The sequence below is a fragment of the Micromonospora sp. S4605 genome, assembly GCF_003176715.1.
Lineage (GTDB): Bacteria > Actinomycetota > Actinomycetes > Mycobacteriales > Micromonosporaceae > Micromonospora > Micromonospora echinaurantiaca.
Map to the genome: position 1 here is coordinate 1 of NZ_QGSW01000220.1, position 23,875 is coordinate 23,875.

Here is a 23,875-nt window from a genome sequence, read left to right on the forward strand (position 1 = left end):
CCGCCGGCCCCTTCACCCCGCGTTGACCATGAGGTTAGTGGCAGTTCCGGAGATCGACTCCGCCGCTAACTTCATGATCAACGCAGGGTGGCCGGCGATCCGGTCCGCGTCCAACGGGGGCGTGGACCGGACCGCTTCAGAGGGTCAGGCGGTAGAGGGTCAGCGGGCGGCCGCTGGTGCCGGAGGCGAGGTTGCCGGTCCGCTCGGCCAGGCCGGCCAGTTCCAGCCGGTGCAGCATGCGCCGCGCGGTGCGTTGCTGCACCCGCAGCTGGTCGGCCACCTCGCGGCTGGTCAGCGGTTCGTCGCCGACCGACGTGCGCACCTCCCGCAGCCGCAGCAGGGTGGGCACCGACAGGCCGACCCGCTGGGCGATGACCGCCAGGTTCACCTCCGACGGCGCCGGGGGCGGCGTGGTCGACTCGAGCACAATGTCGGTCTCGCCCCGCAGCGACAGCACCGCCGTGGTCGGCCCGACCCGGCGGGCCCGGCTTAGCGCGCGGCGGGCCAGGTTCTCCGCCTCCGCGGCGCTGCGCCCCAGGCCGAAGCCGATCTGCACGGTCTCGTGCCGGTCGGCCAGGCGGCGCAGCATCGGCAGCGCGGTGAACCCGCCGGTGGCGTCGTGCAGCGGGCCCCGGGTGGTGACGATGAGGTACGTGTCGGGCGCGAACCGGGCGAGCGTGCCGCCGAGCCCGGCCACCTCCTTGAGCAGCCCGTCGTCGCCGTCGGAGAGGTTCGCCAGCCCGAGCGCGATCTGGGCGTCCTCCTGGGCCTGGCTGCCGACCTGGAGCAGCAGCTGGCGCAGCGCGGTGCGCACCGAGTGGTTCGACGGGGCGAGGCGGAACGCCGGCATCTCGTGGCGCAGCACCTCGTACACCGAGCTGATGCAGGTGACCGCGACGTCCGCGCCGGCCTTGTGCTGCCGGCGGTGGAACGCGACCACGTCGTCGGAGCGCAGGCCGCTGCGGTACGGCAGCGAGCGGACCCGGTCCACCGGCAGCCCCGCCTCGCCGAAGGTGGTGGCGACGTCGGCGCCGGTGACGGTGTCGATCGACATCCGGGTGATGTCGTGCCCGGCGCGCAACAGCCGTACGGCGGCCTGGAGCAGGGTCGCGCCGGTGTAGTCGACGAAGACCGCCGGACGGTTCAGCGCGTTCGCCTCCCGGGCGAGGGTGTAGGGCACCACCCCGGTGAACAGCCACGCCTCCACCTGGCCCGCGTGCGCCTCCACGATCGCCGGAGCCTGCGACTCGTGGTCGTAGTGCAGTCGACGGGCGGTGACGCCGGGCTGCTCCTCGCAGGCGGCGGCCACGTCGTCGACCAGGTCGTGCGGACCGATGACCCCGATCTCGATGGTCACCGCTGCCTCCTGTCGGGGGTTGCATTGTTCGCAGCACAAGATTACGGTCAGGCCCGGTATTACTGAAGCCCCGGAGGGTCACGTGTTTCCCAGCATGGCCGACGCCAGCGGCCGAACGATCGGCGCCGAGGAGCTGGCCGCGGTCAGCCGGGTGCTCCAGTCCGGCATGCTCAGCTCGGTCTGGGGCACGGAGGTCCGCGCCCTAGAGCGCGAGATGGCCGACCGCCATGGAGTGTCGCACGCGGTGGCCGCCAGTTCGGGGACGGCGGCCCTGCACCTGGCCGTCGCGGCCGTCGCGCCGGACCCCGGCGACGAGATCATCACCTCTCCGATCAGTGACTTCGGCACGGTCGCGCCCATTCTGGCGCAGAACGCGGTGCCGGTGTTCGCCGACGTCGATCCGTACACCGGCAACCTGGACCCGGCGGCGGTCGCCGCCGCGATCGGGCCGCGCACCCGGGCGATCCTCGCGGTGCACCTGTTCGGCGCCGCCGTCGACCTGCGCGCGGTGGCCGACGCCGCCGGGGTGCCGCTGATCGAGGACTGCGCCCAGGCCTGGCTCACCCGCTACCCGGACGGCACCCTCGCCGGCACGGCCGGCGCGATCGGTTGCTTCAGCCTCCAGCAGTGGAAGCACATCACCTGCGGCGACGGCGGCCTGACCATCACCGACGACCCGGTGCTGGCCCGCCGGATGCGGCTCTTCGCCGACAAGGGCTGGCCACGCGACGAGGCCCGCCGGCACGTCAGCCTCGGCCTCAACTACCGGATGACCGAGCTCGCCGGCGCCGTCGCCCGGGCCCAACTGGCGAAGCTGCCCGGGGTGCTCGCCGACCGCCGGCGCACCGCCCGGCGGCTGGTCGACGCGCTGGCCGGCCTGCCCGGGCTGCACCTGCCGGCGGACGTCGACGCGCACGCCTGGTGGCTGTTCCCGATCGTGCTGGACCCGCCGCTGACCAACCACGAGGTGGCCGGGAAGCTCGCCGCGGCCGGCATCCCGGCCCGCGCCGGCTACCTGCAGCAGCCGCTGCACTGGGCGCCGGCCCTGACCGAGGCGCCCGTCTACGGCAGCTCCCGCTTCCCGCTCACCGTGCCGCCCGCCGACCGGCTGCCGAGCTACGGACCGGGCGCGTGCCCGGTCGCCGAGCGGCTGATCGAGCAGACCCTGCTGGTGATCGACTGGAACGAGCGGTACACCGACGCGCACGTCGACGAGATCGCCCAGGCCGTCCGCGCCGCGGTGGCCGGATGATCGCGCCGGCCGCCGCCGCGCTGCGCGACCGGCTGCGCTGGCGCCTCGTCGCCGCCGGCGCCACCCCGGTGGACGCGGCCGGGGCCGTCGACGAGGAGGTGCTCGGCCGGTACCTGGGCGGGCTGGTCGCCGACGGGGCCGACGCGCTGGCGGTGCTCGCGCACACCGGCCGCGGCCCCTACCTCGACGAGGCCACCCGCGACCTGGTCGTCCGCCGTGCCGTGCAGACCGGGGTGCCGGTGATCGTCGGCGTCGGTGGCCGGCCGGGGGAGCGCACCGACGAGGTGACCGCGCAGGCGCGACGGGCGGCCGCCCTCGGCGCGGACGGCCTGCTGGTCTTCCCGGTCGACGACGACCCGGTCGCCCACCACGACGCGCTCTGGCGGGCGGCCGGCCTGCCGATGCTCGCCTTCGACCTCTACCTGCGGCCGTACCCGGAGCCGGCGCTGGCCGCGTTGCTGGCGCACCCCGGCGTCGCCGGGGTGAAGGTGGCCCGGCTGCACGACGCCATCGCCTGCCAGGCCGCGCTGGCGGCCGCGCACCGGGCCGACCGGCTGGCGGTCACCGGCGAGGACCGGATGTTCGGGCCATCGCTGATGTGGGGCGCCGAGGCGGCCCTGGTCGGCCTGGCCGCCGCGACGGTCCCGGTCACCGCCCGGGCGCTGCGCGCCTACGCCGACAAGCGGTACGACGAGTTCCTCACCGCCTCCGCCGACCTCGACCGACTGGCCGAGGTCACCTTCACCGAACCGATGGAAGGGTACGTGCAGCGCATGCTCTGGATCGCCGCCGCGGAAGGGCGGATCCCGGCGGGCCACGCCGTCGACCCGCACGCCCCGGCGCTGCCCGACGGCGACCGGGACCGGGTGCTGCGAGTGGCGGGATGCCGGTGACCGGGAACCCGTTCGTGCCCGGCGACCTGCCGCCGGTCACCCTCGACATCGACGTGCTCGTCGGCCGGTACGCCGACCGGCCCGGCCCCACCGGCGAACCGGCGGCGGTCACCGCGACGCTGGCCGCCAACGGCGTCGAGCGGGCGGCCGTGGCCAGCCTGCGGGCGGCCCTGTTCGACGTGCGCAGCGGCAACGACGAGGTGGCCGCCCTCGCCGGCCCCGGCGTGCTGCCGGTCGGCGGGCTGGACCTGCGCGACCCGCTCGGTGCCGAACGGGAGGTCGTCCGGCTCGCCGAACGCGGCTTCCGGGCCGTCCGGCTGTTCCCCGACGAACAGCACGTCGAGCCGGACTTCCCGTCGGTGCGGCACGTCGCCCGCCGGGCCACCGAGGCCGGCCTGGTGATCCTGACCGGCGGCGACGTACGCCGGTTCTGGCGGCCGCTGCGCGGCGCCACCGTGGTCTTCCTCGACACGCACTTCTACCACCTGGGCGACTTCGTGGTGGCGGCCCGCGACGAGCCGGGCTTCCACACCTCCACCCGGCTGCTCAACTCGCCGGACGCGCTGGAGACCGTCGCCGCGCACCTCGGCGTCGAGCGCCTGCTCTACGGCTCCCGCACCCCGTTCTACGAGCTCGTCGTGCCGCGGCTGCGGCTGGCCCGGGGCGGGCTCGGCCCGACCGCGGTCGCGGCGGTGACGGGCGGCAACGCCCGCCGGATCCTGGGGCTGACCAAATGATCATCGACGTGCACGCCCACTGGGGGCCGTGGTTCTTCAGCATGGAGGTCGGCGCGGTCGCCACCAACCTCGCGGTGATGGACCGGTACGGCATCGACCTGGCCGTCGTCTCCGCCACCGAGGCGGTGATCTACGACGTCGCGGCCGGCAACCGGGCGATGGCCCGGGTGCTGGAGAGCAGCGACCGGCTGCTCGGCTACCTGACCATCAACCCGCGCCGGCTGGACGACGCCGAGCGGGACCTGCGCGAGCTGCTGCCCACCGGCCGGTTCGTCGGCGTGAAGATCCACACCGACTACACCGGCTCGCCGGCGAACTCGCCGCAGACCCGCGCGGCGCTGGAACTGGCCACCGCGCACGACCTGCCCGCCCTCGTGCACACCTGGGACACCAGCCCGCTCGACCTGGCCCAGGCGGTGGCGGACGTGCCCGGGGCGCGAGCCATCGCCGGGCACATGGGCGCCAACGGCTGGCGGCACGCCGTCGAGGCGGCCAACTCGGTGGACCGGCTCTGGCTGGAGCCGTGCTTCTCGCACACCGAGGCGGGTCGTTTCGCCGCGGTGGCGGCGGCGGTCAATCCGCGCCGGCTGCTGTTCGGCACCGACGCCACCCTGATCGACCCGGCCGCCGCGTACGGGGCGGTGCTCGCCGCCGACCTCGCGCCGGAGTTGGCCGAGCGGGTCGCCTGGCGCAACGCCGCCGAGCTGTTCCGCCTCGACCTCTCCTGACGCGCACTGGCTCCGGCAACGCCGCGCACGACCGGCCGCCGGGCCAGTGCGCTGCTGCCGGATCGCCGGCGCCGGGCACGACCGGCCGCCCGGAGCCGCGCGTTGCTGCCGAATCGCGTTGGCCGCGCACGACCGGTCGTCGGGGTCGCTGCCTGGTCGAGTGACGGCCGGCGGCGAGGTACGCACCGCCGGTGCCCGACCTACCGGCCGCTCACGGCACCGGCTGTGGCGGGGGCGGGCCCACGTACCGCGAATCAGGCCGGATGATCTTCGAGTCCTCGGCCTGTTCCAGCACGTTCGCGCACCACCCGATGACCCGGCTGGTGGCGAAGGTCGGGGTGAACATCTCCCGGGGCAGGCCGCACAGGTGCATGACCACGCCCGCGTAGTACTCCACGTTGGTGTGCAGCTCGCGGCCGGGCTTCAGCTCGGCCAGCAACGACAGCACCCGCTCCTCCACGGCCACGGCGAGGTCCACCAGCTCACCGCCGAGGGACTGGGCGATCCCCTTGAGCATCCGCGAGCGTGGGTCCTCGGTCCGGTAGATCGGGTGCCCGAACCCCATGATCCGCTCGCCGTTCAGGATGCGGGTGCGCAACCACGCGTCGGCCCGGTCGATCGAGCCGATCGCGTCGAGGGTGTCGAGGGCCCGGCTGGGAGCACCGCCGTGCAGCGGGCCGGACAGCGCCCCCAGGGCGCCGCCGACGCAGGCGTAGATGTCGGCGCCGGTGGAGGCGATGACGCGGGCGGTGAAGGTCGAGGCGTTGAAGCCGTGGTCGACGGTCGCGATCAGGTAGCGCTCGATCGCCCGGGCGTGGAGCTCGGACGGCTCCTCACCGGTGATCATGTACAGGTAGTTCGCCGCGTGCGACAGGTCGTCCCGAGACTCGATCGGCTCCAGTCCGGCGTGCAGCCGGTACAGCGCGGCCAGCAGGCTGGGCGTGAGCGCGCAGAGCGCCATGGCCTGGGCTCGGCGTTCGGCGGGCGGGGTGTCGTAGAGCGGGCGGGCGCCGCCGGCGAGGCCGGCGACGGCCAGCGCGGCACGCAACCCACCCATCGGGTCCCGCGCCGTCGTGGCCGCGGCGATGCCGGGCAGGGCGGCGGCGACCGCGGGTGGGATGTGGCGCAGCGGCGCGATCTCCGCGTGCAGCGCCTTGGGCTCGGCGGGGAGGAAACCGTCGATGAGCAGCGCCCAGACGTCCTCCAGGGTGCGGCGCTCGGCCAGGTCGATGGCCGAGTACTGGCGGTAGTGGTAGAAGCCCTCGTGGCCGCGGACGTGGCCGATGGTGGTGTCGGTGACCACGACGCCGGCGAGCCCGCGCGGAACGGTGATGGTGTCAGCCATGCCGGCAGCCTCGCGCCGCCGATCGGACCCAGTCAACATTGATCCAGTCAATGTGAGAGCATGGCCACATGCCCGGGGAACCCCTGCTGACCACCGCCGAGGTGGCGCACCGCCTGCGCATCAAGCCCGAGACCGTCTATGCGTACGTCAGCCGGGGTCTGCTTGACCGGGTCAAGGTTCCGGGCGAGCGGGTCAGCCGGTTCCGGCTGGCCGACGTGGAGCGGTTGGCCGCCCGTACGCAGGCGACCCGGCCGGACCGCGACGCCGCCCCGGCGATGCGGACCGCCACCACGTTGATCGCCTACGGGCGGCTGCACTACCGGGGGCTGGACGCCGCCGCCCTCGCGCCGGTCACCTCGTTCGAGGAGGTCGCGCAGTGGCTGTGGACGGGGGAGCGGCGGCACACGGATTTCACCGCGTCCCCGGAGACCCTGGAGCGGGCGCGGCGGGCCGCCGAGCACCTGCCCGCCCAGGCCCGGGTCTTCGACCGGCTGCCGGTGATCGTCGCCGTCGCCGCCGCGATGGACCCGCTCCGCTTCGACCTGGCGCCGGCCACCGTCACCGCGCTCGCGCCCGGGCTGCTGTCCACCATGGTCGACGCCCTGCCGCCGGTCGGCGAGGCACCACCGGACGACGGCCTGGCGGCCCGGCTGTGGTGCCGGTTGACCGGCGCGCTGGCGTACCCGGACGGCGTCCGGGCGCTCAACGCCGCACTCGTCCTGCTCGCCGACCACGACCTGGCCGCCTCGACCATCGCGGTCCGGGTCGCGGCGTCGACCCGGGCGAACCCCTACGCGGCGGTGCTCGCCGGTCTCGGCGCGCTGGACGGCCCGATGCACGGCGCGATCGGCGCCAGCGTCCACCGGTTCATCGAGGCCGCGCTGCGCGACGGGGTGCCGGCCGCGATCGCCGACTGGCTACGGACCGGCGGCCTGGCCGGCTTCGGGCATCCGCGCTATCCCGACGGCGACCCGCGCGGGGCGGCGCTGCTCGACCTGGTCGCGGGCCTGCCGGTCGAGGGCGCCCTGCGGCGCACCGTCGACGATCTGGTCGCGACGGCGGCGCGGCGGGACGCCCGGCCCAACGTCGACTTCGCGCTCGCCGCGTTGGCGCACGCGACCGGCATGGGCCCGGGCGCCGCGGAGGTGATCTTCGCGGTGGCCCGGACGGCGGGCTGGATCGCGCACGTCGTCGAGGAGTACGCCCAGCCGAGCAACCGGTTCCGGTGGAGCAGCGGCTACACCGGCCCGCCCCCCGCGGCGGGGTGAGACGCGGACGGTGGCCCACGGCTCCCGAGCTGCGCCGCCGTCGCCTCACCGGTCCCCGGCAGACAGGGGCAGAGTGACCGCCCGGTCGGGGCGGCCACTCTGCGCAGAGTCGATTCCAGCGGTTCTGGTCGCGGGACGACCCGGTCGGTCGTTCAGCCGGTCCGGCGAAGACCGGCGAACTGCAGGCCGGTGAAAGCGGTGACCACGACCGCCTGTGCGATCACCAGTGCGGTGCCGAGGCCGGTCAGCGGGAACCAACCGGCGATGAGCAGCTCGGCGCTCGCGACCACCCAGGCGATGTTGACGGCCATCACGACGCCCACGGCGGCCCTGCTGACGGTCGGCCGCGAGGCGAGGAGGAACAGGGCGGCGGCGAAGGCGACCAGGAACGCGCCGACCGGGTAGAGCAACGTGGCGGGCAGGCCGAACAGCTCGCCGAAGATCGCCGCCGCGAGGACGTAGAGGACGCCATTGGCGCCCGAGCCGGTCGCGTCCTGCTTGAGGGCGAAGCGGAGCAACTTGGCGTCGGCCGCTGTCGTCACGGTGCTCGCGATGGTGGCCATTGCGGAGTTCCCTTCGTAGTGCTGACGTCGTGTGACCCCGACGCTATGAAGGTCCGGCCCCGGGCCGAATCCGTCATCGTGACGGTAGGTTCCTGAGGTGCTGCACGGACGAGCTGGCGAACAGGCGGAGATCGAACGGCTCCTTGCGGCAGCCCGGACCGGCCAGAGCGGGACCCTGGTCATCCGCGGCCCAGCGGGGATCGGGAAGTCCGCGCTCCTCGACCATGCCGCCGGGTCGGCAGAGGGCGTGCGGGTGCTGCGCGGCGTCGGTATCGAGTCCGAGGCCACGCTGCCCTTCGCCGCACTCCACCAGCTTCTGCGCGCCGGGCTCGACCGGATCCACGCACTGCCCGACGCGCAGGCCAGCGCACTCAAGGGTGCCCTGGGGTTGGGCGACATCGCTCCGGAAAGCCGGTTCCTGGTCGGGCTGGCCACGCTGAGCCTGCTCTCCGAGCTCGCGGGGGACGGCGTGTTGCTCTGCCTGATCGATGACGCACAGTGGCTCGACCAGGCGTCCATGGACGCGCTGCTGTTCGCCGCCCGCCGCCTCGAGGTCGAAGGCATCGTCATGATCTTCGCGGCCCGCGCGGGTTTCCCGGCCGCCGGGCTGCCCGAGCTTCGGCTCGGCGGTCTGGACAGCGCAGCCGCCGCCGCCCTGCTCCCCGCCGATCTTCCCCCGCAGGTGCGCGACCGTCTCATCGAGGAGTCGGACGGCAACCCCCTGGCGCTCATCGAACTGCCCGCCGCACTCAGCGCCGAACAGCGGGCGGGACGCTTGTCACCGGTGGGTGCGATGCCGGTCGCCGACCGGGTCCAGGAGGCTTTCCAGGCACAGATCGCCGAGCTTCCCGAGTCCGCACGGACCGCGCTGCTGATCGCCGCGGCCGACGGCTCCGGCGAGCTCGGAACGCTGGTGGGCGCGGGTGCCGCTCTGCACGGCCTGGAGGCGGCCGAGCGAAGCCGGCTGATCGAGGTCAGGGGGGCGACCATCGGTTTCCGTCATCCCCTGATCAGGACCGCCGTCTACCAGGGCGCGCCGGTCACCCGACGGCTCGCCGTGCATCGAGCGCTCGCCGACGCCCTCACCGGTTCGGCGGTGATCGATGCGGCCGACCGGCGGGCGTGGCACCTGGCCGCCGCCGCGCTCGGTCCCGACGAGGACGTCGCACGGGAGTTGGCCGAAGCGGCGGAACGGGCACGCACCCGCGGCGGCCACGCGGCGGTGGCGGCCGCCTACGAGCGAGCCGCGGAGCTCAGCGCCGATCCGGTACGACGGTCCAGCCGACTGGCCAACGCCGCGTTGGCCGCGAGTGACGCCGGGCTGATGGGGCGCGCCGCCGCGCTCGCGGCCAGCGCCACGCCCGACGCCGACGACCCCGACCTGCTCACCGCGTTGATCCAGGTACGCGCCCACCGCGAATTCGAGTTGGGCACGCCGCTCGCGGCGGGCCGGATCATCATGGCCGGCGTTCCACGCGTGGCGGCCCACTCCGTCGAGCAGGCCACTTGGCTGCTGGTGGAGGCCATCCGCTGCGCCTGGTTCGCCGGCGATGCCCGCCTGGCGGGGGAGGCCGCCGTGAGCCTCCGCGAGCTTCCGGCGGTCCGCTCGCCGCTGGTCAGCGGGGCGCTGGGGCTCATCCGCCTGCTGAACGGTGACACCGGCGGTGGGATCACGCTCATGAGCGAGGCGGTCGAGAAGTCAGCGGTCACCGGGCTGGGGGTGCCGGGACAGACCTTCACCGCCCTGCTCTGCTTCCCGCTGGGCCGTGCCGCCCGTGGCGAGGAGATCACCGAAGGCATCGTGGCGGACTGCCGGAAGAGCGGGATGATCGGTTGGCTCGCCTTCGCGCTCGAGAATCAGGGGCTCGCGCACGGGTTGCTCTGCCGGTACGGCGAGGCCAGGGCTGCCCTGGACGCGGGGCTGCGGCTGGCGACGGACCTGGGCCACCAGCACCGGATCATCCACCTCACCTGCTCGCTGGCGTGGGTGCTCGCTCATCAGGGGGCCGCGCAGGAGTGTCGCGCGAAGGCCGAGGAAGGGGTGGCCCGAGCCGGCAACCAGGGGCTGGTGCTGGCGGCGGCCATCGGACGCTGGGCGCTGGGCCTGCTCGAACTCGGCCTGGGTCGTCCGGAGGCTGCCCTCCAGCAGTTGGCAGCCATCCCACCGACCGGCATCGCCACCATCTCGGCCGCGGACCAGGTCGAGGCGGCCATCCGCAGCGGCAGGCCGGAGCGGGCCACGGAGCCGCTCGGCCGCTACCTGGACTGGGCGCGGCACGTCCGTCAGCCATCGTCGGACGCCATCGCCCTGCGCTGCCGCGCTCTCGTCGAAGGGGACGAAGCGCACTTCGCCCACGCCGTACACCTGCACGATGACGCCCAGCCGTACGAGAAGGCGAGGACGCAGCTCGCCTACGGCGAGTGGCTGCGGCGGGCACGCAGGCGGGCGGACGCCCGGGAGCAGCTGCGCGCCGCGCTGGAGACCTTCGACCGGCTCGGCTCGGAACTGTGGGCCGAACGCGCCCGCGTGGAGCTGCGCGCGACGGGGGACGTGCCGGCGGCGCCGCGCCGGGCCGGCGACCCGCTCAGCGTGCTCACCCCTCAGGAACGCCAGGTCGTGCGGCTGGCCGCCGACGGCGCCTCCAATCGCGACATCGCCGCCCAGCTCTTTCTCAGCCCGCGGACCGTCAGCTACCACCTCTACAAGGCGTTTCCGAAGCTGGGCGTCAGCTCCCGGGCCCAACTGGCCGCTGTCGCCCGGCCTTCGTCGGCGCTGGATTGATGTTCCCGGCGGCCCTGCACGTGGCGGCACAGCCGCTCTGGGCGCCGCTGCTCGGGCGGCATCCGCCGGCCAGCCGCAGCCGACGTCCCCGGGGCCGGGTGCCGAGGCGGACGGACCGGCGGGCCCCGTCGTCCGGCGGGAGTGCGAACGCCCGACGCACGACGAGGCCCGGGCCGGCCATTCCGCCTGCCGGGCTACCTCCTGGGCAGCGGGAAGCGGGCCAGGTCCATGCCGAGCATGCCCCAGGTCGCCTTGCCGTCCGGGGTGAAGTTGAACGCCGGGTTGTTGTACCAGCCACGCGGCACGTTGTCGTAGAGCGTGGTCACCTCGCCGCCCGGCACGGTCGGCAGCTCGCAGATGTCGTTGGTCCAGTGCACCCAGGAGAACACCCGACCGTCGACGCCGTTGAACTGGCCGTACCCGCCGAGGTCACCCTCCATCACGATGGTGCGGGTGGTCAGGTCGTAGGCGAACCAGGCCCCACGCGGGCGGCGGCCCATCGCGTAGAGCAGGTTGCCGACCACGTGCAAGCTCTCGTACGACTGCCAGTCCGGCTTGATCTCCTCGCGCCAGAGCAGCTTGCGGGTGACGATGTCGACGGCCGCCACCTGCGCCGTCTTGCGGATCGGCCCGCTGGTGCCCTCGCCGTAGGTGTCGCCCGCGATGTACGCCGTGGTGCCCTGCACCACCACGTCCATCACGCTCTGCTCGGGCAGGAACTCCCGGTGCGAGTCGACGGTGTTGTCGGACAGGTCGATGAAGGTCAGTGCACCGGTGTGCTTGGTGGTCTGCGGGCTGGACGCGACGATCAGCTGGTTGCGTGGCCGGTCGACGTGGATCCGCTTGGTACGCAGCTGCTCGTTGCCGAGCAGCCCCAGCACGGTGACGGCGAAGCTGTCCGGGTCGATCGCCACGATCTGGGTGCTCGGGTAGAGACCCGCGTACACCGTGCCGGCCTTCCCCTCGGCCATCGCCTTGACCTCGCCGTTGACGTCGAACCGCTGGCTGGTGCCGGCCTCCGGGCGGTGCACCGTCATCGCGTAGTGGCCACCCACCCAGACGGTGTTGCGGGTGTGCCGCAGCATCGACTGGATGGTCTCCGGGTAGCCGAAGCCGCGGGTGGCGGTCTGCCACACGGTGGCCGCGCCGTTCGGCGTCGCCCGCCACACGTGCCCGAGCCCGCTCACGCCGAGCAGGGCGCCGCCGGGCAGCGGGGCGAGCAGCTGGTTCTCCACGTCGGCGAGCGGCTTGCCCACCTTCACCAGGCCGTCCGGGGTCACCTCGTACAGGTTGGTGGTGAGCCGGGTCAGCGCGTACACCTTGCCGTCGCCGCCGACGGTCAGCTGGTCGATGTAGCGGTCCTCGGCCGGGATGTCCCGGGAGACCCGGCCCGAGCCGTCGCGGCGGAACGAGATCAGCTGCCGGCCGCTGGCCACGTAGATGACGCCGTCGTTGACCACCAGGTCGAGGATGCCGACCGGCGAGGCGCTGAGGTGCGCGGTCAGGTCGGTCGGGGCGCCGCCGGCCTTCGGCCACACCAGCAGACTGCCGGGCGCGGCCGAGCCGCCGTAGACGTACTCGTCGTCGACCGCCACCGCCGCCGCGTACTGCGAGGTCGAGATGCGGCCGTACGTCTCGACGGTCGCGTCGGCCAGCCGGACCCGCTTGACCGTGCAGTCGGGGTACGTGCCGAGGTAGAGGTATTCGCCGTGCACGACCATGTCGTAGTACCAGGTGGTGCTGCCACCGGCCCGCGCCCAGGCCACCAGCTCCTTGGTCTGCGGGTCGAACCGGTGGACGTACGCGCTGCCGGCCGGGCCGATGTAGACGTACCGGCCGTCGGCGGCGAGCTTCTGCCCACCGTTGCTCGGGATGGCCAGGTCGTCGATGCTGCGCATCTCGCCGGTGTTGACGTCGAACTCGCCCAGCCGCATCTTCCCCTCCGGCGTGTTGAACCGGGAGGTGACGAAGACGCTGTCGCCGATGACGGCGGCGCCGCGGACGGCGGCGGTCAACGACGCCGGACCGAAACTGGTCGGGGTGAGCGGCTCGTCGTCCTGCGCGAACGCCGGCGTGGCGAGGGATCCGTGGCCCACCGCCAGGGCAGCGCCGGTGAGGCAGCTACCGGCGAGGAGTGATCGACGGCTGAGGGGCATCGTTGTCTCCGTTCGTCCGCGTCATTACGGCCCGGACCCTAATGATTGTCGAAGTGGACCGTCAAGGGTCCGTCCCGGCTGGTCGGTGCCTACGGCAAGCCGTTCGGCGTCGGCCATCACGGCGGGCTGGTGCCTGCGGCGAGCCGTCTGGCGTCGGCCGGCCCCGCCGGCAGTTGCCAGGAGGCTGGCGGCCGTATTACGGTCCAGCCCCAATGCGGAAACTCGGAGGGGTCATGCGGCACCCTGACACGGCGCGCCGGGCGACGACATGATCGTCACGGTCACGCTGAACCCCGCGCTCGACATCACCCACACCGTCGCGTCGCTGGTGCCGCACAGCAGCCACCGGGTCACCGACGTCGCCGCCCAGGCCGGCGGCAAGGGCGTCAACGTCGCCCGCGTCCTGCACACGCTGGGGCTGCCCACCGTCGCCGTGGCGTTCCGTGGCGGCCTCACCGGCGCCGCCGTCGCCGCCGACCTCGACCGCCACGGCATCGCTCACCGGCTGGTCGACACCGCGGGCGAGAGCCGCCGCACGTTCACCGTCGTCGACCTCGGCAGCGGCGACGCCACCGTCTTCAACGAGGCCGGCCCGGCGGTGTCCGGCGCGGAGTGGCAGGCGCTCCGCGAGCAGGTGCACCGGCTGCTCACCGGCGCGTCAGTGCTGGTCCTCTCCGGCAGCCTGCCGCCCGGGCTGCCCGACACGGCGTACGCCCAACTGGCCGGCGCCGCCGCGCGGGCCGGCGTGCCGGTGATCCTGGACGCGGCCGGACCGCCGCTGCGCGCCGGCGTCACGGCCGGCCCGGACGTGGTCAAGCCCAACGCCACCGAACTTGCGGAGGCGACCGGCCTGCCCGACCCGCTCGCCGCCGCCGAGGCGCTGCGTGCGGCGGGGGCGCGGGCGGTGGTGGCCTCGCTGGGCCCGGCCGGCCTGCTCGCCGTCACCCCCGACGGCACCTTCCGTGCCGAACCGCCGGCGCCGCTGGCCGGCAACCCGACCGGTGCCGGCGACTCGGTCGTCGCCGCGATCGCGGCCGGCATCCACACCGGAACGTCGTGGCCGCACCGGCTGGCGGACGCGGTGGCGCTCTCCGCCGCCACGGTGAAGGCACCCCGCGCCGGCCAGTTCGACGCCGACACCTACCACCGGCTCGCCCCCCGGCCGGCCGGATCCCGCACGCCGACGCCCCACCCCACCTGACGGAGTTCGCCATGCCCCTGTCCGCCACCGCCGACCTCGTCGCGCGGGCCGCCCGCGCCGGCCACGCCGCCTGCGCCTTCAACGTCATCACCCTCGAACACGCCGAGGCCGTGGTGGACGCGGCGGAGCGGGTCGGCGCCCCGGCGATCCTGCAGATCAGCGAGAACGCGGTGAAGTACCACGGCGGCCGGGTGCTGCCGATCGCCCGGGCGGCCGCCGAGGTGGCCCGGGCCGCCGCCGTCGACGTCGCGCTGCACCTGGACCACGTGCGCGACGAGGGACTGTTGCGCCAGGCCGCCGACGCCGGGGTGAGCTCGGTGATGTACGACGCGGCCGGGCTGCCCTACGCGGCGAACGTCGAGGCGACCCGGCGGGCCGCCGACTGGGCCCACGAACGCGGGCTCTGGATCGAGGCCGAGCTGGGCTGGATCGGTGGCAAGGACGGCGAGGCGCCGCTGGACGCCCACGCGCCCGGCGCCCGCACCGACCCCGATCAGGCGGCGGCGTACGTGGCGGCGACCCGGGTGGACGCGCTCGCCGTGGCGGTCGGCAGCCGGCACGCCATGACCACCCGCACGGCGACCCTCGACCAGGCGCTGATCGCCAAGCTCCGTGACGCGGTCGACGTGCCGCTGGTGCTGCACGGCTCGTCGGGCGTCTCCGACGCCGAACTCGCCCAGGCGGCGGCCGGCGGCATCGTGAAGATCAACATCGGCACCGCGCTGAACGTCGCGTTCACCGCGGCCGTCCGGGCCCGCCTCGCCGACGATCCCCGCGGCGCCGACCCGCGGGCCTACCTGTCGCTGGGCCGGGCCGCGATGGCGGAGACCGTCGAGCACTTCCTCCGGCTGCTCGCCGCGCCCAACGGCTGAGCCGGCGACCGGGCCGCCGCGCCCGAGGGGTCAGCCGCGGGAGCGCGGCAGGCAGCACTTCTTGTACTTGCTGCCCGAGCCGCACCAGCAGGCGTCGTTGCGCTCCGGCGGCCAGCCGATCCGCGCCGCCGGACGGGCCGCCAGCTCGCCCGCGTAACCGGCCCGGATCTCCGGGTCCGTCGGGTCACCGTCGTGCCGGCCGGCGTAGCCGACCAGCCCGTCCACCGACCCGGTGAGCACGTGCAACCCGGTGCGGCCGGCCTCGGTCGACTGCACCAGCTGCTTCTCCAGGCGGGCCCGGTGCGCGTCCCAGTCCGGCCCGTACGCCACGGTCAGCGCCGGCTGCTCGGCGAGCAGCCGGTCGAACTCGGCCCGGGGCCAGAAGAGCAGGTCGGGCTCGGCCGCCTGCCGCTGCTGGGCCCGGCGGACCAGCCGGGCCTCCAGCCGGTCGGCGAGGTCGTCGTTGCGGTCGTGCGGCAGGTTGAGGTCGCGGCGCACCCGGTGCCGCTGTTGCAACAGGAAGAACAGCACGCCGGGCGCCTCCGGCGGGCCGACCTCCAGCGCCGCCTCGGCGGCGGCCGCGGTCGAGGCGGCCGGTTCGGCTGCGGCGGCGCGCTCGCCGAGCAGGGTGTCGACCGCCGCGCTCAACCACTCCTCGGCCACCGCGGTGCGGCCGCCGGCGTCCAACGCCGCGCTGACGTACGCGGGGGCGTCGGGCTGTTCGGTCAGCAGCGGACGCAGCGCGGTGAGTTCTGCCATCGACTCGTCCTCCCGGCCGCCGGCGCGGAACAGGATCCGGGCCCGCAGTGCCCGGGCGATGCCGGCCCGCGGGTCGTCCCCGGACGGGTACGCGGCCACCGCCCGGTCCGCGTACCGGAGAGCCGCGTCCAGCCGCGCCCGGATCTCGGCGATCTCGGCGGCCAGGGCCAACGCATCCCCGGCGTCCGCCGGATCCGCCAGCCGGCCCTGCTCCACGGCTTCGGCGAGCTCGGCGGCGACGCCGAGCGGATTGGCCGTCCCGAGCGCCGAGCGGCGCAGTTCGGCGAGGTCGGCGCTGGTGATCACGTCTGTCGTCGGCACGATCTCACGGTACGTCGGGGATCCCCCTGGGCACTCCCGGATCACCTGTTACGCCGATCTCACGCCCCGGCCGCGCGTCCCGCGGCGCCCTCGAACGCCGCTGGCACGCCCGCTGTCGGGCCTCAGCGCCCCGGCTCGTTGTCGCCGCCGGTGCCGAAGCCGCGCAGCATCGCCTCCAGCGCGAACTCGAAGCGCAGGTTCGGACCGGTGGGGCCGGCCGTCCGCGCGACCTCCGTCAACAGCGGGTACTCCTCGGGATCGACCTCGGGCATCGGCTGCCTGCTGTTCGCCATGTTCGACCGCACGTCGCCGTGCAGCATGGCGGCATGACCGACGACGAAGCCGGTCACCGCGTACAGCATGTCCAGGGCCGCGGGCAGGGTGAGTCCCGCGGCGTGCAGCGTCCTGAGCGCGTTCTCGACCAGGCGCAGGCTCGACGAGGTGATCGCCGGACGGGTCACCACCAGAGGAACGACGTTCGGGTGCGCGAGCAGGACCTCCAGGAGCGCGTGCGCGTACTGGCGTAGTCCCGCCCGCCACGACGTGCTCTCGAGCAGCGTCGGCGCGACCTGCGTGAAGAGTTCCTCCACCAGACCGTCCAGCAGGGCGTCCTTGTCGGCGACGTGCTGGTAAAGGGACATGGCCTCCACGCCGAGTTCCTGGCCGATCCGGCGCATCGACAGCGCCTTCAGTCCTTCGCGGTCGGCCAGCACCAAGGCCGCGCGGAGGATGGCCTGGCGAGTCAGTCCCGCGTTCTGGCCCCTCGTGCGACGGGCAGGCATGTGACCCCCCTCATACCCATCATTCTTACACCGTAAGTATAGTCGACGTCGAAACTTACACTGTATGAATGCGGGTCGGATGTTCCCTCTCCGCCCGCGCCGTCCACACCGCACCGCAAGGAGCGCATTCATGGCCAGCACCCGTCACCAGCGACCGGCGATCGCAACGATGTACGCAGGGCTCGGACTCACCGTGGTCGCGATGGTCGTGCCGCTGCTCGACCGGGCCACCGGCAACATGCTGGCCGACCACATCCGGGCCGGCTATCCCACGTACTCGCCGGAGCGCATCGACACGGCCGTCACGACGTACCTCGGCTACCTCTCCGGCCTCGGCGTGCTCGGCATCGCTTGTTGGTTGTGGACCATCCGGGCGGTCAGAGCCGGCAGGTGGTGGGCCCGCGGCGCCACGGTCGTGATGCTCGCGCTCGGCGTCCTCATCGCCCTGTTCAACCTGCTCGTGCGGGACACCTCCGGTGACACCGGTCTACCGCCGTTGCTCGGGTGGGTCGGCGTGCTGCCGAGCCTGGCAGGGCTGGTGGCGGTCGCACTGCTCTGGCGCGCATCGCCGACCGAGCCGACCCCGTGACCGATGACGCCGGTGCGCGGGCCGCGTACCGGCCAGCCGGATCCGCTCGGGCCGGGCCCGGCCGGACGGTCGGCCGACGCGCCACTGCTGCTAGTCCAGCGTGCCGGCGATCTCCATCGCCTCGGCCTTGGTGACCTCGCCCTCCAGCCGGTAGGTCACACCGGCCTCCTCCCAGATCAGCGTCGAGGCGGCGAGCCGGGCGGTCTCCACCCGGACCGTGCCGGTGCGGTCCACGTACGCGACGGTGTGCGGGCCGCCGACCCAGACCGCGAAGTCCCCGTCGAGCTGGACCAGTTCGGTGCCCGGCCCGCTGGCCTGCTTGTGGAAGACCGGGTCGAGCCGACCGTCGAAGGCGTCGAGGCGCAGCGCGCCCCCGCGGTAGAGCAGGGTGGCGACCCGGTGCCCGCCGGTGCCGTCCGGGTCGGCGACCAGCACCTGCTCGGGCGGGCCGAGCGCGGCCGGCACGCGGATCGGGAAGCGCACCGCCCGCTGCGCCTCGGCCAGGGCGGCGGGCCGCTGCGACGGCATCGGCGACGGGGTGCCGGTGGGCAGGTCCGGCTCGGACGACGTGTCGACGGTGATCCCGGCGAAGCGCAACAGCCCGGCCACGGCGTCGGCGACGGCAGCCCGCCCGGGTGGCAGCAGGGCGACGAGCAGCGCGACGAGCGCCGCGGCGAGGTGGTAGCGCCAGCGGCGCCAGCGGATCCGCCGGGGCGCGGGTGGCGCGACGAGCCGGGCGCGTACCCGGGCGGTGACGTCGGGCGGCTCGGGCGTCCGCAGCGAGGTGGACAGCGCCCGCAGCTCCCGTTCGAGGTCATCCACCGCGGACCTCCGCACTGTCGAGCAGGTTGCGGAGCTTCACCAGTGCCCGGGAGGTCCGCGACTTCACCGTGCCCCGCGGCCAGCCCAGCATGGTCACGGTCTCCTCCTCGTTCAGGTCGAGGAAGAACCGGCAGACGATCACCTCGCGGTCCTTCTCCGGCAGCCGGCGCAGGGCGTCGACCAGCGCGGCGCGGCGTTCCGCGGCCAGCACGGCGCCGACCGCGCCATCCTCGGCGACCTCCGGCTGTCGGTTCGCCGCGGCCCGCAGCACGAGCCCGTCCCGCCGCCCCCGCGACCGGTGCAGGTTGCGGGTCTCGTTCGCCACGATGGCCAGCAGCCAGGAGCGGAACGACGACTCCCCGCGGTAGCGGGAAAGCTTGCGGTATCCCTTCACGAACGCCTCCTGGATGACGTCCTCCGCGTCCGAGCCCGCGCCGAGCAGCACCGCCGTCCGGTGCGCGGACGCGGTGTGCCGGGCGACCAGGAGCTCGTACGCCTCCAGGTCACCGGCTCGGGCGCGGGTGACGAGCTCTTCGTCGTCCAGGGGAACCTCCGGGGGGACTGACCTCATGACACCGGGTATGCCGTCCCGGTTCCATCCGCCGATCGGAGCGCTCAGCCGCCGGGCGGAACCTCGGCGGATGCGGCGGTGTCACCCAGACATGATGGCCACGACGACGCTCTCCCGGCGTACCCTGCTGACCGTGCTCGCCGGCACCGGCGCTGCCGCGCTGGTCGGCTGCGATCCCACCGGTGGCCCGGCCACGGCACCCGCCGCCGCGATTCCCGACCCGCTGCTCGTCGAACTCGCCGACGGCCTCGGCGTGCTGCGCGGCGCGGAGCGGCGGACCCTCCCGCACGCCGTCGCCACCGCGGACGGGCGGACGGTCTACGCGGCCGCACCCCAGGGCGCCGACACCGCCTTCTGGCGGGCGGACACCGTTACCGGCCGCACGTCGCCCCGGGTCGTCCTGCCGGGACGGTGGGTGCCGCAGGCCGTCGCCGCCCACGGCACGGCGGTGGCCCTCACCTCGGAACTCGTGCGGGTCACCGCCGGGCGGCCGGCCGGGCGGGACGTCACGCCGGTGCTGATCGCCGACGCCGGCGGGGTCCGGCAGCGGCTCGACCTGCGCGGCAACGTCGTGCCCGAGGCGTTCACCGGCGACCTCACCGGACTGTTCGTCCTGGAATGGCTGCCGGCGGCGGCGCCGGACCGCTACCGGGTGCGGGTGGTCGACCTCGCCACCGGCACGCCCGGCCCGCTCTCCACCCGGGCCAAGGCGCCGGTCCCACCGGGCGCGGAGGAGGAGATGCGCGGCGACGGACGCCAGGCCGTGCTCGCCCCGGACCGCCGGACGCTCTACACGCTCTACACCCACCAGCCCGGCCACCGGCACACCCGCGACCTGGTCAGCGGGCGGCCGGGCAACGCGCACGCGTTCGTCCACACGCTGAACCTCGTCGAGCGGTGGGCGTACTGCGTCGACCTGCCGCACCCGTTCGGGGAGGGGCCGGCGAGCGGCCACGCCATGGCGATCACGCCGGACGGGCGCCGACTCTACGTGGTCGACGTGGCCTCGGGCGGCGTCGCGGAGATCTCCACCGAGGAGCTGACGGTACGCCGGACGGCGACGCTGGCCACGGCCACCGGCGCGGCCCACGTCGCCGCGGACGGAAACCGCCTCTTCGTCGGCGCCGGCACGACCGTACGCGCGGTGGACCTCGCCGGCCTCGGCCAGGCCGCGCGGTGGCCGGTCCGCGAGCCGGTCGCCGGCCTGGTGCTCAGTCCCGGCGGCAATCGCCTCCACGTGGGCCAGACCCGCGCCGTGAGCTGGTACGACCCGGCCACCGGCCGGGAACTCGGCCGCGCCGCCGTGCCCGGCCTGGTGGCGCTGCACAGCCTGGCCGGCGGCTGACGATCCGGCTACCGGGCGTGCGCGAGGTAGACCACGTCCGGCTCGCCGCGGGGCACCTCGACGCGATGGGTGTCCACCGGGCCGACGTGTTCGGCCAGCCGTCGCGCGTACCCGGGGGAGTGGGCGGCGCTCCAGACCGCCAGCACGCCACCGGGGCGCAGCCGGGACCGGAGCAGGGCCGCCCCGTCGACGCCGTAGAGGTCGGCGTTGCCGTCGAAGACCGTCCAATCCGGACCGTTGTCGACGTCCAGGCAGATCGCGTCGAAGCGCTGGTCGGTCCCGCGCAGCCAGGTCACGATGTCGGCGGTCACCACGCGTACCCGGGGATCGTCCAGGGCGTGCTCGCTGAACCGGGACAGGTGGCTGCGGTGCCAGGCGACCAGCGCCGGCTCGATCTCCACCACGGTGATCTCCGCGACCCGTTCCGAGCGGGCCGCCTCCGCCAGCGAGAAGCCCACCCCGAGCCCGCCGATGAGCAGCCGCGCGTTGCCCGGGACCGCCGCCAGCGCCGCCTGGATGAGCAGCCGCTCGGACCGGCCGGCACGGGTGTCCATCAGGAACACCCCGTTGCTGATCACCTCGTAGTGCCCCGCGTCGGTGCGCAGGACCAGTTCGCCGCGTTCGGTGACCCGGCGTTCGACGGTGACGGCCGTGCTCTCCACCCGGCCAACCTATGTCAGGACGCCCTCGCCGGTCCGCCGCATTTCCGCGGACCGGCCGCCCGGTGCGGCCCGGTCAGCCCAGCTTGGGCACGGCGCGGGCGATGATCGCGGCGAAGTCGACCCCGCTGGGCAGCGTGCCGAACGCCTGACCGTGGTCGCCGCCGAGCCGGGAGGCGCAGAAGGCGTCGGCGACGGCGGGGTGGCCGTACCGGACCAGCAGCGAGCCCTGCAGCACCAGCGCGAGCCGCTCGACCACGCGGCGGGCCCGCAGTTCCAGGTCGCCGGCGTCGGACAGGTCGGCCCGCACCTGGCGTACCGCGGCGTCGAGCCGCGCGTCGGCGCCGGCGGCGGCGCCCACCTCGGCCTGGAACGCCGCCATGACCTGGGGTTCCCGGCCGAGAGCGCGCAGCACGTCCAGCGCGGCGACGTTGCCGGAGCCCTCCCAGATCGAGTTCAGCGGGGACTCGCGGAACAGCCGCGGCATGCCGGACTCCTCGACGTAGCCGTTGCCGCCCAGGCATTCGAGGGCCTCCGCGGCGTGCGCCGGCCAGCGCTTGCACACCCAGTACTTGCCGACGGCGAGGGCGAGCCGCTTGAACGCGGTCTCGCCGGCGTCGCCGCGCGCGGACCGGTCGGTCGCGCCGGCGAGTCGCATCATCAGCACCGTGGCGGCCTCGGACTCGACAGCGAGGTCGGCCAGGACGTTGCGCATCAGCGGCTGGTCGGCCAGGTACCGGCCGAACGCCTGCCGGTGGGTGGCGTGGTGGGCTGCGGTGAGCACGCCCTGGCGCATCCCGGCCGCCGCGCCGATGACGCAGTCCAGCCGGGTCAGGTTGACCATGTCGATGATGGTGCGTACGCCGCGCCCCTCGTCGCCGACCCGCCAGGCGACGGCGTGCTCGTACTCGACCTCGGCGGAGGCGTTGGACCGGTTGCCGAGCTTGTCCTTCAGGCGCATCAGCCGCATCGGGTTGCGGGTGCCGTCCGGCAACACCCGCGGGACCAGAAAGCAGGTGAGCCCGCCGGGTGCCTGGGCGAGGGTGAGGAAGACATCGCACATCGGCGCCGAGGTGAACCACTTGTGTCCGAGCAGCCGGTAGCTGCCGTCCGGCTCGGGGCGGGCGGTGGTGGTGTTGGCCCGGACGTCCGAGCCGCCCTGCTTCTCCGTCATCGACATGCCGGCCAGCAGGCCCCGCTTGGTCAGTGGCGCGCGCAGCCCGAAGTCGTACGTGGTGGCGGTGAGCAGCGGCTCGTACCGCGCGGCCAGCTCCGGCTCGTGGCGCAGCGCCGGCACCGCCGCGTAGGTCATCGAGATCGGGCAGCCGTGCCCGGCGTCGGGCCGCCAGGTGTAGAACTTGGCGGCCCGGGCCACGTGCGCGCCCGGCCGCTCGTCCGCCCACGGCGCGGCGTGCAGCCCGTGCCCGACGGCGGTACGCATCAGCTCGTGCCAGGCCGGGTGGAACTCCACCTCGTCGATCCGGTGGCCGTAACGGTCGTGGGTGCGCAGCACCGGCGGGTGGTCGTTGGCCAGCCGCCCGTGCTCGATCGCCGCCTCGGTGCCACCGAGGCGGCCGAGCTCGTGCAGCTCGGCGGCGGCCCAGCCGGCGCCCTCCCGCTCGAGCCCGTCGAGCAGGGCCGGATCGTCGGCGGCGTCGTAGCCGACCAGCGGGGGGACCTGGTTGCTGACCTCGTGCGTCGTCACGGCGATACTCCCAGCGCGCGGTGGATGAAGGTGATCAGGCCGGGGATGGTGCCCGGGCCGGTGACCCCGGCGGCGAGCGGGCCGACCATGGCCTCGGCTAGGGCGCCGACCAGCGCGGCGGCGGTCAGCTCCGGGTCCTGCGGGGGCAGTTCGCCGCCGGCCACGCCGGCCGCGACGTAGCCGGCGATCAGCTCGGCGTACGCCCGGCGGAAGACCAGCCGCTCGGCGTCGACCGCCGGGTCGACCGGCTCGGCGAGCAGCGCGTACGCCAACCGCGGCGACTTCAGCGCGCGGCCGGCGAACGTCTCGACGACCGCCGACACCTGCGCGGCGGCGGAACGCTCCAGCGCCGCGGCGCGCGCGACGGCGTCCACCTCGCGCTGCGAGGCGGTGCGGAACACCTCGGCGAACAGCTCGGCCTTGGTGGGGAAGTGGCGGTAGACCGTGCCGGTGGCCACGCCCGCCCGCTCGGCGACGGCGGCCACCGAGCAGCCGGCGTATCCCGCCCCGGCCATGATCTCCAGCGCGGCGGCGATGATCCGCTCCCGCGAGGCGTTCAGGCGGGCCTGCACCCGCTCGGTGCTCCGGTAGACCACGCAAGGATTGAACCACCGTTCACTCCTTGCCGACAAGGGCCACCTCCACCGGGCTCCGGCGGCAGGCCGGTCAGTGCGGACGGATCAGGCACATCCCGCCGGCGCCGGGCCGGTCCATGGTGGCCAGTGCGGCGGGCACCTCGGCCAGGTCGATGGTGCGGGTGACCAGCTCGGCCGGGCGCAGCACCCCGGCGGTGACCAGCCGCAGCAGCTCCGGGTAGGCGTGCGCGGGCATCCCGTGGCTGCCCAGCAGCTCCAGCTCGTACGCGATGACCAGCTCCATCGGCAGTGCCGGCCGGCCCTGGGCGACGGGGAGCAGCCCCACCTGCACGTGCCGGCCGCGCCGGCGCAGGCTCTCGATGGAGGCGGTGCAGGTGGCGTGGCTGCCCAGCGCGTCCAGCGACAGGTGGGCGCCGCCGCCGGTCGCCTCCCGGACAGCGGCGGCCACCGCATCCGGGCCGGACAGGGCACCGCCGTCCAGGCAGACCGCCGCCCCACAGCGGGCGGCCAGTTCGAGCGCGCCCGGGGCGACGTCGACGGCCACCACCCGGGCCCCGCACGCCACCGCGATC

The 23,875-nt window shown here is 74.5% G+C and carries 22 protein-coding genes; 10 read left to right on the plus strand and 12 right to left on the minus strand.

Annotation, left to right across the window (positions count from 1 at the left end; all coding sequences use genetic code 11):
• Positions 1 to 136: 136 nt before the first annotated feature.
• Positions 137 to 1,357, minus strand: coding sequence for a hypothetical protein (locus DLJ47_RS18630; protein WP_146228128.1), 1,221 nt, complete (start codon positions 1,355 to 1,357; stop codon positions 137 to 139).
• Positions 1,358 to 1,439: 82 nt separating this feature from the next.
• Here DLJ47_RS18630 and DLJ47_RS18635 point away from each other — a divergent pair, with 82 nt between their 5' ends.
• Genes DLJ47_RS18635 through DLJ47_RS18650 form a run of 4 tightly spaced genes read left to right on the plus strand, consistent with a single transcriptional unit; the run spans position 1,440 to position 4,967 of the window.
• A complete protein-coding gene (locus DLJ47_RS18635; RefSeq protein WP_199235894.1) occupies positions 1,440 to 2,609 on the plus strand; it encodes a DegT/DnrJ/EryC1/StrS family aminotransferase in 1,170 nt (389 codons plus the stop codon).
• Positions 2,606 to 3,502 carry a dihydrodipicolinate synthase family protein gene (locus DLJ47_RS18640; protein ID WP_109901222.1) on the plus strand — a complete coding sequence of 299 codons (897 nt, stop codon included), beginning with the start codon at positions 2,606 to 2,608 and terminating at the stop codon, positions 3,500 to 3,502. Before DLJ47_RS18635 ends, DLJ47_RS18640 begins: the two co-directional genes overlap by 4 nt.
• Positions 3,499 to 4,239, plus strand: a complete 741-nt coding sequence (locus DLJ47_RS18645; RefSeq protein ID WP_199235895.1) for an amidohydrolase family protein — start codon at positions 3,499 to 3,501, stop codon at positions 4,237 to 4,239. Before DLJ47_RS18640 ends, DLJ47_RS18645 begins: the two co-directional genes overlap by 4 nt.
• On the plus strand, positions 4,236 to 4,967 hold the full coding sequence (locus DLJ47_RS18650; RefSeq protein WP_109901223.1) for an amidohydrolase family protein: 732 nt from the start codon (positions 4,236 to 4,238) through the stop codon (positions 4,965 to 4,967). Before DLJ47_RS18645 ends, DLJ47_RS18650 begins: the two co-directional genes overlap by 4 nt.
• Positions 4,968 to 5,178: 211 nt before the next feature.
• Here DLJ47_RS18650 and DLJ47_RS18655 read toward each other — a convergent pair whose 3' ends face one another.
• Positions 5,179 to 6,312, minus strand: a complete 1,134-nt coding sequence (locus DLJ47_RS18655) for a citrate synthase (RefSeq protein WP_109901224.1) — start codon at positions 6,310 to 6,312, stop codon at positions 5,179 to 5,181.
• Between the two features lie 68 nt (positions 6,313 to 6,380).
• Here DLJ47_RS18655 and DLJ47_RS18660 point away from each other — a divergent pair, with 68 nt between their 5' ends.
• Complete coding sequence (locus tag DLJ47_RS18660) at positions 6,381 to 7,580, plus strand: citrate synthase (protein WP_109901225.1); 1,200 nt, start codon at positions 6,381 to 6,383, stop codon at positions 7,578 to 7,580.
• Between the two features lie 152 nt (positions 7,581 to 7,732).
• Here the strand turns inward: DLJ47_RS18660 and DLJ47_RS18665 are convergent, their stop codons facing one another.
• Positions 7,733 to 8,143 (minus strand): hypothetical protein, encoded by a 411-nt coding sequence (locus DLJ47_RS18665; RefSeq protein WP_109901226.1) that lies wholly within the window; start codon positions 8,141 to 8,143, stop codon positions 7,733 to 7,735.
• 97 nt (positions 8,144 to 8,240) lie between these two features.
• Here DLJ47_RS18665 and DLJ47_RS18670 point away from each other — a divergent pair, with 97 nt between their 5' ends.
• Positions 8,241 to 10,925 carry an ATP-binding protein gene (locus DLJ47_RS18670; protein ID WP_109901227.1) on the plus strand — a complete coding sequence of 895 codons (2,685 nt, stop codon included), beginning with the start codon at positions 8,241 to 8,243 and terminating at the stop codon, positions 10,923 to 10,925.
• 194 nt (positions 10,926 to 11,119) lie between these two features.
• On the opposite strand, the gene DLJ47_RS18675 is transcribed toward DLJ47_RS18670, so the two are convergent.
• Positions 11,120 to 13,081, minus strand: coding sequence for a YncE family protein (locus tag DLJ47_RS18675; RefSeq protein WP_146228129.1), 1,962 nt, complete (start codon positions 13,079 to 13,081; stop codon positions 11,120 to 11,122).
• 268 nt (positions 13,082 to 13,349) lie between these two features.
• Between DLJ47_RS18675 and DLJ47_RS18680 the strand changes: the two genes are divergently transcribed.
• Both DLJ47_RS18680 and DLJ47_RS18685 read left to right on the plus strand, forming a co-directional pair.
• Positions 13,350 to 14,282 (plus strand): 1-phosphofructokinase family hexose kinase, encoded by a 933-nt coding sequence (locus DLJ47_RS18680; protein ID WP_109901229.1) that lies wholly within the window; start codon positions 13,350 to 13,352, stop codon positions 14,280 to 14,282.
• Between the two features lie 11 nt (positions 14,283 to 14,293).
• A complete protein-coding gene (locus tag DLJ47_RS18685) occupies positions 14,294 to 15,154 on the plus strand; it encodes a class II fructose-bisphosphate aldolase (RefSeq protein WP_109901230.1) in 861 nt (286 codons plus the stop codon).
• A 30-nt stretch (positions 15,155 to 15,184) separates the two neighbouring features.
• Here the strand turns inward: DLJ47_RS18685 and DLJ47_RS18690 are convergent, their stop codons facing one another.
• The gene (locus DLJ47_RS18690) at positions 15,185 to 16,234 is read right to left on the minus strand and encodes an SEC-C domain-containing protein (protein WP_233257887.1); all 1,050 of its coding nucleotides are present in this window, start codon (positions 16,232 to 16,234) and stop codon (positions 15,185 to 15,187) included.
• 122 nt (positions 16,235 to 16,356) lie between these two features.
• The gene (locus DLJ47_RS18695; protein ID WP_342447638.1) at positions 16,357 to 17,148 is read right to left on the minus strand and encodes a TetR/AcrR family transcriptional regulator C-terminal domain-containing protein; all 792 of its coding nucleotides are present in this window, start codon (positions 17,146 to 17,148) and stop codon (positions 16,357 to 16,359) included.
• On the opposite strand from DLJ47_RS18695, the gene DLJ47_RS36325 reads away from it, so the two are divergent.
• Positions 17,147 to 17,605, plus strand: a complete 459-nt coding sequence (locus DLJ47_RS36325; protein WP_199235897.1) for a hypothetical protein — start codon at positions 17,147 to 17,149, stop codon at positions 17,603 to 17,605. The genes DLJ47_RS18695 and DLJ47_RS36325 overlap by 2 nt on opposite strands.
• 90 nt (positions 17,606 to 17,695) lie before the next feature.
• Here the strand turns inward: DLJ47_RS36325 and DLJ47_RS18705 are convergent, their stop codons facing one another.
• A complete protein-coding gene (locus DLJ47_RS18705) occupies positions 17,696 to 18,427 on the minus strand; it encodes a hypothetical protein (protein ID WP_109901233.1) in 732 nt (243 codons plus the stop codon).
• Entirely contained in the window at positions 18,420 to 18,998 is a 579-nt protein-coding gene (locus tag DLJ47_RS18710; protein WP_109901234.1) for an RNA polymerase sigma factor, read from the minus strand. The genes DLJ47_RS18705 and DLJ47_RS18710 overlap by 8 nt, the downstream gene beginning before the upstream one ends.
• A gap of 94 nt (positions 18,999 to 19,092) precedes the next feature.
• On the opposite strand from DLJ47_RS18710, the gene DLJ47_RS18715 reads away from it, so the two are divergent.
• Entirely contained in the window at positions 19,093 to 20,343 is a 1,251-nt protein-coding gene (locus DLJ47_RS18715; protein ID WP_233257888.1) for a YncE family protein, read from the plus strand.
• Between the two features lie 8 nt (positions 20,344 to 20,351).
• On the opposite strand, the gene DLJ47_RS18720 is transcribed toward DLJ47_RS18715, so the two are convergent.
• The 4 genes from DLJ47_RS18720 to DLJ47_RS18735 all read right to left on the minus strand — a co-directional run.
• The gene (locus DLJ47_RS18720; RefSeq protein ID WP_109901236.1) at positions 20,352 to 21,005 is read right to left on the minus strand and encodes a spermine/spermidine synthase domain-containing protein; all 654 of its coding nucleotides are present in this window, start codon (positions 21,003 to 21,005) and stop codon (positions 20,352 to 20,354) included.
• 73 nt (positions 21,006 to 21,078) lie between these two features.
• Entirely contained in the window at positions 21,079 to 22,707 is a 1,629-nt protein-coding gene (locus DLJ47_RS18725; protein ID WP_109901237.1) for an acyl-CoA dehydrogenase family protein, read from the minus strand.
• A complete protein-coding gene (locus DLJ47_RS18730) occupies positions 22,704 to 23,303 on the minus strand; it encodes a TetR/AcrR family transcriptional regulator (protein WP_109901238.1) in 600 nt (199 codons plus the stop codon). The genes DLJ47_RS18725 and DLJ47_RS18730 overlap by 4 nt, the downstream gene beginning before the upstream one ends.
• A 70-nt stretch (positions 23,304 to 23,373) precedes the next feature.
• Positions 23,374 to 23,875, minus strand: a 502-nt coding sequence (locus DLJ47_RS18735) for a zinc-binding dehydrogenase (RefSeq protein ID WP_146228130.1), incomplete at its 5' end; no start/stop codon positions are given.